We start from the raw sequence: 12,538 nt of genomic DNA on the forward strand, positions 1-12,538 counted from the left end.
TCATTTTCCTAGTAATAGTGCCAACATACCAGCGGCAATAAGTGGTCCAACCGGAATCCCACCAAGGAAAGCAACACCGGCAACGGTGCCAATTAATAGTCCGGTTACTAACACCGGTTGTTCTCCCATTAGCGATACACCTTTGCCAGCCAACCAGGCAACAAATACACCAATAACAATGGAAAGAGCCATTTTCCAGCTCAGTAAACCCGCCAAGTTGGGTAATTGGATTTTTCCTGAAACTAACGGGCTTAGAACACCGGCAGTTAAAATGATGATCCCAATTTTTAAACCATATTTTTCAACCAAGGGAATATATTCAGATAAAAAAGTTTGCTGCATAATCAACAGTACAGCAGCGGAAATGGTGATGGCACTGTTATGACTTACAATACCGAGAATAATCAGGATCACCAATAATAAGGCGATCATATTGAATTGTAATGACATACCTCATCCTAAATAATTATAAAAACCGGTGAATTATAGCAATTTCTGAATTAGCTGTGTCTTTTATTCTCCACGATTTTTACTACACCACTGAATCTAACATTTCTTTCGCATTTGCCAAGGCAAGCTCTGTCACTTGGCTTCCTCCTAATAAACGAGCCAACGCCGGAATACGTTCAGCTTGAGAAAGTGCGGTCATTTTGGTTTCCGTTTTTCCCTCTACCGTGAATTTTTCGACATTAAATTGATGATGTCCACAACAGGCGACTTGCGGTAAATGGGTTACACAAAGCACTTGGCATTTATTTCCCAGCTGACGTAACAATTTCCCTACAACACTTGCGGTTGAACCACTAATTCCCACATCTACTTCATCAAAAATGAGCGTAGGAATCGCAGATTGATCTGAAGTTAATACTTGAACAGCCAATGAAATTCGGGAAAGCTCACCACCTGAGGCGACTTTTGCCAAGGGTTGCGGTTGTTGTCCTAAGTTACTGCGTAAAGTAAAAATAATTTGATCCGCACCGTTAGCGGTGATTTTTTCATCATCGGTTTTGATTTCTACATAAAATTCCGCATTTTCCATTGCAAGTTGTTTAATAGAATCCGTCACTTGTTTTGCCAATGCATTAGCTGATTTTTGACGACTTGCTGTTAATGCCGTTGCTGTTGCCTGCATTTTGGAGAGCGCCGCTTTTTCTTGTGCAATGAGTAATTCTTCACTTTCAGAAAAATCTAAAAGTGCGGTCAATTCTACTTTTAATTTTTGATGCCACTCGACTAATTCTTCAGGTTTTACATTATGTTTTCTTGCCAGCTGTAATGCTTGCCCCATACGCTGTTCGATTTCCTGCAATAACATTGGATCTTGTTCAATATTTGATGACAAATGTTGCACTTCATTTGTGGCTTCCTGCACTTGAATCAAGGCTTCATTCAATAAATTTTGCACATCGGCATAACGGGGATCAAGTTCGACAAGTTCATCAATATATTGCGTAGCACGATATAGCATGGTATCGATACTCACCGTTTCGTTTTCACTTAAAATTTGTAAAGCGGATTGAGAAAGCTGAGTAAGCTGTTCACTGTTCGATAAACGGCGTTGCTCTTCTTCTAATTCAAGATATTCATTCGGACGAAGGTTAAACTCATCCAACTCTTCAACTTGATATTGCAACAGTTGTTTTCTTGATTCATTTTCCGCTATTTTTTGCTGAAATGTCTTCACTTGAGTTTGCAAATTTTTCCATGCCCGATAATCGTCACGCATTTGGTTGAGCAAATCAGAATGTTGGGCAAAGCTGTCCACTAATTGAAGTTGGTAGTCGTTTTTGAGTAAAAGTTGAGAGGCGTGTTGGCCGTTAATATGAATTAAATGTTGCCCAATTTCTTTAAGTTGAGCCGCAGAAACAGGCATGCTATTGATAAATGCTTTGGAGCGACCATCTGCATTGATCACTCGGCGTAAGATACATTCGGAGGGATTTTCAGAATCTTGTAATTCTTGTTCTTGCAGCCAATGATAAGCAGGATTATGCGATTCAAGATGAAAGCTCGCACAAATTTCCGCACGTTCCTGCCCCTCTCTTACCATCGCACTTTCGACACGTTGCCCTAAGCATAAACCCAACGCATCAATCGCAATGGATTTACCGGCACCGGTTTCACCGGTAATCACAGACATGCCTTTGGCTAATTCAATATCTAACTGACGAACAATCGCAAAATTATTAATGGTAAGTTGGGTAAGCATAATAAAATCCTTATTTACTGTATGTTTGTCATATTAATACTGAATCAATATACAGTAAAGCATTTTTTAAGATTTTATTTAGAAATTTTTTAACCAACCTAATTTGGTACTTAATACATTGTAATAATTATAATTTTTTAGATGAAGCAAACGTAATTTATGTTCGCTTTTTTCAATATGAACCACATCATCCGGCGAAAAATCCAATGCAATCTGGCTATCGCACCCCACTTCCAATTGGGAAGTATTATGCTCTGCAAAGCGGATAGAAATTTTACTGTCGCCATCAATCACGAGCGGACGTGATGAGAGGGTGTGAGGAAACATTGGCACCAAAGCAATCGCATTTAAATTGGGTGTCAAAATAGGTCCACCAGCCGAGAGAGAATAGGCTGTCGAACCGGTCGGAGTAGAAACAATTAATCCGTCAGAACGCTGAGAAAAAGCAAATTTATCATTTATATATACATGGAAATCGATCATGTGTGCAATTTTTGCCGGATGAATCACCGCTTCATTGATGGCATTTCCTCTCGCCACAATTTCACCATTTCGCTCAATTTGGGCTTCTAAAAGAAAACGTTCTTCCACAAAAAATTCGCCTCGTTCCAAGCAGGCCTCTAATTGTGCATAGGCATTTTTAGGATCAATATCTGTCAAAAAACCAAGATTTCCGCGGTTAATCCCGATAAGAGGAATATTATATTTTGCAAGGATACGCGCACGCCCAAGCATATTACCGTCGCCCCCAATGACGATCACAAGTTGCGCCGATTGTCCAATTTGTTCTAATGTCGCCGCTGCGTGTTCAGGCAATTCAAGTTTTTCTGCCACTTCTTTTTCCACCAACACCCGATAACCACGTTCGGTCAACCAATGATAGACATTTTTGTGCATTTGAAGATTCACGTCATTACGTGGTTTTCCTGCTAAGCCAATAATTTTAAAAGAATTATGTAGTTCGTTCATGTTTAATCAATTTAAGCGGAATATTAACCGCCCTTGAATTCAAAATTTTTGCCATTATATTACATAGCGCTTTAATTTTGCTAAAATACTGCCAATTTTTGAATTAATGGAGAACAAAATGTCTGAACAAGAACAAAAAATTAATACTACTAAAGAGCCTATTGAAGAAGTTCAAAAGGAAGAAGTTGAGCTAGTACAATCTGATGATCCTTTAGAGGAAGCCATTGCACGAGTTCAAGAACTCGAGGAACAACTAAAAACACAGGTGGAGGAGGCTTCCAAAAAAGAACAGGATCTTTTACTTCGTAGCCGAGCAGAAATTGATAATATCCGCCGCCGTACTGAACAAGATGTAGAAAAAGCACATAAATTTGCTTTAGAAAAATTCTCAAAAGACATTTTAAATACGATTGATAATTTAGAACGTGCACTTGCCACACCGGCCAATACGGAAGATGAAAGTATAAAGGCTTTATTTGACGGTGTAGAACTTACTTTAAAAGAACTCATTTCAACTGTCGGTCGTTTTGGCGTAGAAGCCGTTGGTGTTGTAGGTGAAACGTTCAACCCGGATTTACACCAAGCCATTTCAATGCAACCGGCTGAAGGATTTGAATCTAATCAAATTACGGCGGTATTACAAAAAGGCTATACGCTAAATGGTCGTGTCATTCGCCCGGCAATGGTCATGGTTGCCGCATAATTTTAAAAATTTAGAATAAAAGTGCGGTCGATTTTTCGACCGTTTTTTGTTTCTCTCCCCTTTTTCTATAAAATCTTGATCAAGATCACAAAAATAACATTTATTTGAGATTAATTCTCATACATAGTCGCCTCATTCTCTCCTTTGAAATCAATACTCTATTCCGATTTTCATTTATAAAACCCAACAAAACACCACATATTGTGCGTTGATTATATAATTACAACTATATATAGTATACATCACATTTTAACAATACTATATTTTGGAGCATACAATGAACGCTTTTAGTGTGATTAAACGTGATGGCTCACGTGCTGATTTTGAGATACAACGCATTATCCAGGCGATTAAAAAAGCCGCAAGTGCGGTCAATATTCACGATGAATTTTATTGTCATCAAATTGGACACGAAGTGGGAAACGAGATTTTTACCCACCATCAACAACGAATCGACATCAATCAAATTCAAAAAATCGTTGAAGATAAATTAATGGCCAGCCGCTATCCTCAAATCGCACGAGCTTATATTGAATATCGCCACGATCGTGATTTAGCCCGTGAAAAACGCAGCAAACTCACTAAAGAAATTGAGGGGCTCATTGAACAAAGTAATGTGGAATTGTTGAATGAGAATGCGAATAAAGATGCGAAAGTCATTCCTACCCAACGAGATTTACTTGCCGGTATTGTGGCAAAACATTACGCCAAACATCATATCCTGCCACGTGATGTGGTCGAAGCACACGAGAAAGGAGAAATTCATTATCATGATTTAGACTATGCGCCGTTTTTCCCGATGTTTAATTGTATGTTAGTGGATTTAAAAGGTATGCTCTCCCAAGGGTTTAAAATGGGCAATGCTGAAATTGAACCACCAAAATCCATTGGTACCGCAACCGCTGTGACGGCACAAATCATTGCACAAGTTGCCAGCCATATTTACGGCGGCACCACTATTAATCGCATTGATGAAGTGCTGGCGCCCTATGTTCAAATCAGCTATGAAAAACATTTAAAAAATGCGCAAGAATGGCAAATACCGGATGCAGAAGGCTATGCAAAAGCGTTGATTGAAAAAGAATGTTTTGATGCCTTTCAGTCCCTAGAATATGAAGTGAACACCTTGCATACCTCAAATGGGCAAACCCCTTTTGTGACCTTTGGATTTGGTTTAGGCACAAGTTGGCAGGCTCGTTTAATTCAACAATCTATTTTAAAAAACCGCATTCGTGGTTTGGGTAAAAACCATAAAACACCGGTTTTCCCTAAACTCGTGTTCACCATTAAAAAAGGGCTTAACCAAGCAAAAGGCGATCCGAATTACGATATTAAACAGTTGGCGCTTGAGTGTGCCTCTAAACGGATGTACCCGGATATTCTTAATTACGATCAAGTCGTGAAAGTAACAGGCTCTTTCAAAGCACCAATGGGCTGCCGTAGTTTCTTAGGGGCTTATGAAGAACAAGGCAAGGAAATTCACGATGGGCGTAACAATTTGGGCGTGGTGAGCCTGAATTTGCCCCGTATCGCTTTAGAATCACAAAATGAAACGGAATTCTACCGCACTTTGGATGAGCGCCTTGCTATCGCCAAAAAAGCCTTAATGACAAGAATTGCCCGCCTTGAAAATACCAAAGCCCGTGTCGCACCGATTCTTTATATGGAAGGTGCTTGTGGTGTACGTTTAAATGCCGATGATAATGTGGCTCAAATTTTCAAAAACGGGCGAGCTTCTATTTCACTCGGCTACATTGGTATTCATGAAACCGTCAATGCCCTTTATAAAAAAGGTCATATTTTTGATGATGAACAATTGCGTGAAAAAGGGATTGAGATTGTTCGTCATTTGCATCATGCAGTGAAACAATGGCAAAAAGAAACAGGTTATGCCTTTAGCCTCTATTCCACACCGAGTGAAAATTTATGTGATCGTTTCTGCCGTTTGGACACCAAACAGTTTGGCATTATTGAAGGTGTCACAGATAAAGGGTACTACACCAACAGTTATCACTTGGATGTAGAAAAGAAAGTCAATCCTTACGATAAATTGGATTTTGAAATGCCTTACCCGCCTTTAGCCAGTGGCGGATTTATTTGCTATGGCGAATATCCGAATATTCAACACAACTTAAAAGCGCTGGAAGATGTGTGGGATTACAGCTACGACCGTGTCCCTTATTATGGCACCAATACACCTATCGACGAATGCTACGAATGTGGTTTTACCGGCGAATTTGACTGTACGAGTAAAGGTTTTGTTTGCCCGAAATGCGGCAATCACGATAGTAGCAAAGTGTCAGTTACCCGTCGTGTATGCGGTTATTTAGGCAGCCCGGATGCCCGTCCGTTTAATGCGGGGAAACAAGAAGAAGTAAAACGTCGTGTAAAACACCTTTAGAAAGGAAAAGTGCGGTTAAAATTAACCGCACTTTTTTAGATAAACTAAAATGAACTATTCTTTCTTCAATAAGAAAATGCCATGTTTTGACAAATTTACATAGGCTTGTTTGAGCTCGGCATTAAAATCTTCCGGTTTACAATTCACCAGTAATTCTTTCCCAGCCCAAATCGCTACTACTTCCCAATGGTTGCCCATATAGACCGCACTTTTAATCTCACAGCGTTGATTATCCGTGCCTTCAACACTCAAATAAACAGCTTCAGGACGAATCCCCACCAAGCATTCGCCATCTGCCAAACCAAATTGTTCTGCATTAGAGAGGGTGATTTGATAACCGTTAATCTCCACCGTATCCTGTTGCAATTTCCCTTCGAAAATACTGGATTCTCCCATAAAATTTGCCAAAAATAGGGAATTTGGACGAAGATAAAGTTCTTTCGCCGGTGCTTTCTGCATAATTTTACCTTTATGCATTACGATAACTTCATCAGAGACGGCGAATGCTTCTGTTTGATCATGGGTAACATATAAGGATGTAATGCCTAATCGCTGTTGCAACTCTCGGATTTTTTCACGCATGGAACGACGGAGGTTCGCATCCAAATTACTCAATGGCTCGTCAAATAACAATACTTTTGGTTTCAATACTAAAGCTCGGGCTAATGCCACACGCTGTTGTTGCCCGCCGGAAATTTGATCCACATAGCGATCTTCAAAACCGGCTAAATCCACTAATTCTAAAGCTTCTTTAACCCGTTGAGTACGTTCTTCTTTGCTCACACCTTGCATTTTTAAGCCATACCCCACGTTATCGCCAATAGACATATGGGGAAATAACGCATAAGACTGAAACACAATACAAATATCACGATTTTGTATAGACGATTTCGTCACATCTTCACCGTCAATAAAAATTTGACCGGATGTAGGATTTTCTAAGCCAGCCACCAATCTTAATACGGTGGTTTTACCGCAGCCGGACGGACCAAGCAAAGTGACCATCGTGCCACGTTTAATGGTTAAATCTAAATTATCGATGACAACCGCTTTACCAAATGCTTTGGTGATGTTTTTCAATACTAAAAAATCATTGTTCATATTTACTACCTTTTAAAAACTTTTCATTTTTATACCGCACTTTTATCCATTTTGGGGCGGTGTTTAATTCATTTTTTTCGCTTTTGAGCGACTAATGCGGGTATCCCCTACGATCCAGTCGAAGAATAGAATAATCGCCATCATCACGACGATTAAAATCGAACCATAGGCAATCGCTACGCCGTATTCACCGTCCTCTACCCTATTTAGAATATAGGATGTCGCAACACGAGTGTCAGCGGTAACGAGGAATACGATGGCGCTCACCGTTGTCATCGAGCGCACAAAACTGGTAACTAATGCGGATAACAGTGCCGGTTTAAGCAATGGCAACACGATAAACACAAGGGTTTTAAATGAACTTCCCTTAAGCGAAAGCGAGGCCTCATCAAGGGATTTATCCAACTGTCCTAGCCCTGCAATCGCAGCTCGCATCCCTACCGGCATATTACGCATCACCATGGAAAGAATGATGATTAACCCCGTTCCTGTGATATAAATCGGTGCACTATTAAACGCAAGAATATAGGATACCCCCGCCACCGTACCCGGTACGGCAAAGCAGAGTAAGGTTAGAAATTCCAGCGTTTTCTTACCTTTAAAATCACGACGTACAGTAATATAGGCAATCAATAAACCAAAGAGCGCGGTAATCGGCGCCGCTGCCGCAGAAAATAGTACGGTTTGGATAAGAGATGGCCACGCCCCGTCACTAAACCCTTGACCAAATAGCGCAAGATAATGTTTCAATGTTAAAGTGTAATCCACGCCCCAGTTGGCGGTAAAACTACCGTAGAAAATACTGCCGTATAAAACCACATTGAATAACACCCAAAAACCTAAAATCAGCATAATGGCGTATTTCATTAGATTTGGCAGATCTTGCACATCACCGCGATAGGATTTCCCGGAAACCGTCACGTATGATCGATTACCAATCCATAAATACTGAATCACGAAAATTGATAGCGAGAAAATCAGCAATAAACTACCTAATGTACTGGCAGAGGCATAATCAAGTTGTGATCCTGCAATAAAGAAGTAGATTTGTGAAGAAATCACATCAAAACTGCCACCAAGCACCAACGGCGTACTAAAATCCGCTAAAGATTGAATGGCGACCACAAGGAATGAATTCCCTAATGCCGGTTTTAATAACGGAAAAATGATATTGAAGAAAGTTTGATAACGGTTTGCACGCAAGGTGTATGAGGCTTCTTCAATGGAAGGGTGAACAGATTTGAGTGCGCCCTCTAAAATCATAAAAGACATCGGTGTCAGTGCAAGTGTATGAGCGATGACAATCCCTGTAAAACCGTATAACCAGTTATTATTAAAACCAAGATACTCCACTAAAAACTGGGTAACATAACCTGAACGCCCAAGCATTAATGTCACGCCCAGTCCCACTACAAACGGCGGGGTAACAATAGGTAAAATGGAGAAAATTTTACCGATAAAAGCGGTACGCTTAGCAATACGCGTCGTATAAAGGGCAAAAATTAAACCAAATAAAGTCGCCAACACACCAATCGTTGCCGCTACGCTTAAAGAATTGAGAATAATACGGACAATATAAGGTTGTTTAATAATGGTTAAGAATTGAGTCGGTACAAACTCAGTACCGTCATAAAACATAGAAATAAAAATGGCGAGCGTTGGATAGACAATAAAGAAGAAAATCATCAGTACAATACTGATAAGCGAAGCAATAATAAATTTATCACCTTGCATCACCTTCATCTTAGCCAAGGCATTTGTTGCCATTGCAATCAACACCACAACTAACACAAAAATCGAATAGCCAAGGCTAATTTTAGCGATGGTTGCCGACACAAAAATAAAAGCAAAAATCGTGCAAACCAGCAGAAATTCAAACAAACCTTGTTGATGTTTCTTTTGTTTAAAGCAATACGACACAATAGGCATAAGTAACAAGCTGCCAAACCATAGCCAACTTAAATTGGGTGCAGCCCACCCCATAGCCTCCAACAATTCATCTGATGTGGATTCCCAAAGTCCATAATAAAGTGCGGTATAAGGTAAACAAATAAATCCCACTAATGCAATGGCAATCCAAAACCAATTTCTACTTAAAAACGCCTGCTTTCTCATTAAAACCTCCGAAAGACTATTTGGCTAATTTGACTTCTGTCACCCATTTATCAATTAATCTTCTGCGTACTTCATTGGAGCCATAAGTGGCAAAATCATAATTAATCAGGTTTAATTCTTGTGGTTTCTGTGCAAAAGGAGAACCCACCGCAGTCGTATTTGTTAAAATATGGTGGGATTTAGCTTCGCTCCAAGATAATTCCTGTGCTTCTTTAGATAACGCCCAATCTACAAACAATTTGGCATTTTCTACATTCCGTGCATTCTTAACAACACTCACTCCGCCCAATTCGTAACCGCTGCCTTCACAAGGTACAACTAATTCAATCGGTGCGCCATTTTCTTTTTCAAAGGAATAATTTTGTAAAAAACCAATACCAATTGCAGTTTCTCCACGAGCTGCATTGCGTGAAGGTGCCGTCCCCGCTTTTGGATATTGAGAAATATTTTTATCCAATTCCTTCAAGTAATCAAATGCCTTATCTTCACCCCAAAGCTGAATAAATGTAGCAATGGCGGTATAAGCCGTTCCCGAACTTTGTGGATCGGCGATTTGAATTTCATTTTTTAAACGTGGATCTAATAAATCTTTCCAACATTTCGGCACTTCTTTTATGCCTAGTTTAGCAAGGCGTTCGGTATTAACCCCCAGCCCTAATACGCCCATATAAACCACTGAACTATAATTGCCTTTTAGTTTGCCGGGGTCTTTAAATTGAGGCATCACATATTGTAAATTTTCTGATTGATAAGGTTGTAGTAACCCCATTTCAGCCGCCTGTGCGTGCGTATCAAAAGGCCCACCATACCACACATCAGCCTGTGGGTTATTCTTCTCGGCTTCCAGTTTTGCTAAAGTACTGCCCGAGCTATTACGGATAAAAGAAGTTTTTACATCATATTTCTTTGCAAAAGCCTGCACTTCCTTTTCACATACCGCATTTTGCGCACTGCAATATACGGTTAAACGACCTTCCGCCATCGTATTTGGCGTAAGAAAAAGACTCACCAAAGCACTAGAAATGACTAAAGCTAATTTTGAGATTTTCATCATCCCCTCCAAAATAATTAAGCCATCTATTCTCTAATTTTTTCCCGACCATACTTATAGTTAGTTTTAGTAAAAGGAAAAAATAAAAAGTGCGGTCAAAAATTGATGAATTTTCACCGCACTTTGAGAACGTTATTTCGCCAATTTAACCTCTTGAACCCATTTTTCAATAAGGCGTTTACGTTCTTCTGTGGCACCGTATTTCTCAAAGTTATAATTGATTAAATTGAGTTTGGTCGGGTCAAATGCCACTGGAGATTGTTCTGCTGTGGTGTTGGTTAAAATTTGCAAGGACTCGCCTTTCTTCCATGCTAACTCCTGCCCTTCTTTAGAAAGCGCCCAATCTACAAATAGTTTGGCATTATCAAGGTTACGAGCACCCTTAAGGATACTTACACCGCCCAATTCATAGCCGGTGCCTTCACAAGGAACGATTAATTCTAATGGTGCACCTTGTTGTTTTTCTAATGCATAATCGTGTAAGAAACCAACCCCCACTGCCGTTTCACCCCTTGCTGCATTACGAGATGGTGCGATACCGGATTTAGTGTACTGAGAGACATTCGGATGTAATTGTTTAAAGAAATCAAAGGCTTTATCTTCACCCCAAAGTTGTACAAAAGTGGCGATGGCGGTATAAGCCGTACCGGAACTTTGCGGATCGGCAATTTGGATTTCCCCTTTTAACTTAGGATCCGTTAAATCTTTCCAACATTTCGGCACCTCTTTAATGCCTAATTTAGCGAGACGTTCGGTATTTACCCCAAAACCTAAAATCCCCATATAAATGGCGGAAACATAATTACCTTTGGTTTTTGCCGGATCGCGGAACTGTTCAACAATTTCATCAATATGTTTAGATTTATAAGGTTCAATCAACCCTAATTCTGCCGCTTGAGCCTGTGGATCAAAGGTGCCGCCAAACCAAACATCCGCTTGCGGATTATTTTTTTCCGCCTCGACTTTTGCAAAGGTACTGCCCGAACCATTGCGGATAAACGACGTTTTCACATCATATTTTTCACCAAAAGCTTTCGTGGTCGTTTCACATAAAATATTCGTGGCACTACAGTACACCACCAAGCGTCCCTTAGCGTTCACTGCAGAAGACATCATTAAACCGCCCGCTAAAAGAGCGGTTGAAATTGAAAGAGAAATTTTATTGAATTTCATAGTAAATACTCCTACTGGATGAAAACGATAAAATACTACGCGAAAACGAAAAATAATACCGTGACGCCCCTCACAATTTTGTAAATTGGTAGCGAAAAATAAAGGTGAAATTGACCGCACTTTTATTTATAATTCAGGGAATTTTCTCAGCCTTCAGGTTATATTCATGCCAGATTCATCTTGTATCATCATTGCCATTACCGGCGCTTCTGCCTCAGGTAAAAGTTCCATTGCCTCCACTGTTCATAAAGAACTCTGTAACGAACTAGGTTGTCAGCAAATCGGTATTATTGCAGAAGATAGCTATTATAAAGACCAAAGCCATTTAGAAATGAGCGAACGCGTAAAAACCAATTATGATCACCCCAACTCAATGGATCGCGATTTACTCATCCAGCATTTAAAAGATTTAAAAGCCAATAAAGCGGTAAATATTCCCGTTTATAGCTATGTAGAACACACCCGAACTGCTGAAACCACTCATTTCACCCCTAAACGTATCGTGATTTTAGAGGGCATTTTACTCCTCACCGATGAACGAGTGCGCCAATTAGCGGATATTTCCGTTTTTGTGGATACCCCACTCGATATTTGTTTTATCCGCCGCTTGCAACGTGATATGGAAGAACGAGGTCGTTCACTCCAATCTGTTATTGAGCAATATCGCTCAACAGTACGCCCGATGTTCTTACAATTTATTGAGCCGTCTAAGCAATATGCTGACATTGTAATTCCACGTGGCGGTAAAAATCGTATTGCGATCAATATGTTAAAAGCTCAAATTCTTCATTTATTAAATCAAAAGTAGGAGAAATT

The 12,538-nt window shown here is 39.9% G+C and carries 10 protein-coding genes; 3 read left to right on the plus strand and 7 right to left on the minus strand.

The window, feature by feature from the left end; genetic code table 11:
- The 3 genes from BKG94_RS00430 to BKG94_RS00440 form a co-directional block, all read right to left on the minus strand.
- Positions 1-450 carry a DUF441 domain-containing protein gene (locus BKG94_RS00430; protein ID WP_077433146.1) on the minus strand — a complete coding sequence of 150 codons (450 nt, stop codon included), beginning with the start codon at positions 448-450 and terminating at the stop codon, positions 1-3.
- A gap of 82 nt (positions 451-532) precedes the next feature.
- A complete protein-coding gene (gene recN / locus BKG94_RS00435) occupies positions 533-2,209 on the minus strand; it encodes a DNA repair protein RecN (RefSeq protein ID WP_077433148.1) in 1,677 nt (558 codons plus the stop codon).
- Positions 2,210-2,287: 78 nt separating this feature from the next.
- A complete protein-coding gene (locus BKG94_RS00440; protein WP_077433150.1) occupies positions 2,288-3,178 on the minus strand; it encodes an NAD(+) kinase in 891 nt (296 codons plus the stop codon).
- A 118-nt stretch (positions 3,179-3,296) separates the two neighbouring features.
- Here BKG94_RS00440 and grpE point away from each other — a divergent pair, with 118 nt between their 5' ends.
- Both grpE and nrdD read left to right on the plus strand, forming a co-directional pair.
- On the plus strand, positions 3,297-3,881 hold the full coding sequence (grpE, locus tag BKG94_RS00445; RefSeq protein WP_077433152.1) for a nucleotide exchange factor GrpE: 585 nt from the start codon (positions 3,297-3,299) through the stop codon (positions 3,879-3,881).
- Between the two features lie 277 nt (positions 3,882-4,158).
- Complete coding sequence (nrdD, locus tag BKG94_RS00450; RefSeq protein ID WP_077433154.1) at positions 4,159-6,282, plus strand: anaerobic ribonucleoside-triphosphate reductase; 2,124 nt, start codon at positions 4,159-4,161, stop codon at positions 6,280-6,282.
- Between the two features lie 54 nt (positions 6,283-6,336).
- On the opposite strand, the gene fbpC is transcribed toward nrdD, so the two are convergent.
- The 4 genes from fbpC to BKG94_RS00470 all read right to left on the minus strand — a co-directional run bounded on the left by fbpC (position 6,337) and on the right by BKG94_RS00470 (position 11,722).
- Complete coding sequence (gene fbpC / locus BKG94_RS00455) at positions 6,337-7,383, minus strand: ferric ABC transporter ATP-binding protein (protein WP_077433156.1); 1,047 nt, start codon at positions 7,381-7,383, stop codon at positions 6,337-6,339.
- A gap of 63 nt (positions 7,384-7,446) precedes the next feature.
- Positions 7,447-9,498 carry an ABC transporter permease gene (locus BKG94_RS00460; protein WP_077433158.1) on the minus strand — a complete coding sequence of 684 codons (2,052 nt, stop codon included), beginning with the start codon at positions 9,496-9,498 and terminating at the stop codon, positions 7,447-7,449.
- 16 nt (positions 9,499-9,514) lie between these two features.
- Positions 9,515-10,549 (minus strand): ABC transporter substrate-binding protein, encoded by a 1,035-nt coding sequence (locus BKG94_RS00465; protein ID WP_077433160.1) that lies wholly within the window; start codon positions 10,547-10,549, stop codon positions 9,515-9,517.
- Between the two features lie 132 nt (positions 10,550-10,681).
- The gene (locus tag BKG94_RS00470; protein ID WP_077433162.1) at positions 10,682-11,722 is read right to left on the minus strand and encodes an ABC transporter substrate-binding protein; all 1,041 of its coding nucleotides are present in this window, start codon (positions 11,720-11,722) and stop codon (positions 10,682-10,684) included.
- A 166-nt stretch (positions 11,723-11,888) separates the two neighbouring features.
- On the opposite strand from BKG94_RS00470, the gene udk reads away from it, so the two are divergent.
- Positions 11,889-12,530, plus strand: coding sequence for a uridine kinase (udk, locus tag BKG94_RS00475; RefSeq protein WP_077433164.1), 642 nt, complete (start codon positions 11,889-11,891; stop codon positions 12,528-12,530).
- Positions 12,531-12,538: the final 8 nt, after the last annotated feature.

It is taken from the genome of Rodentibacter ratti (assembly GCF_002000485.1).
GTDB lineage: Bacteria > Pseudomonadota > Gammaproteobacteria > Enterobacterales > Pasteurellaceae > Rodentibacter > Rodentibacter ratti.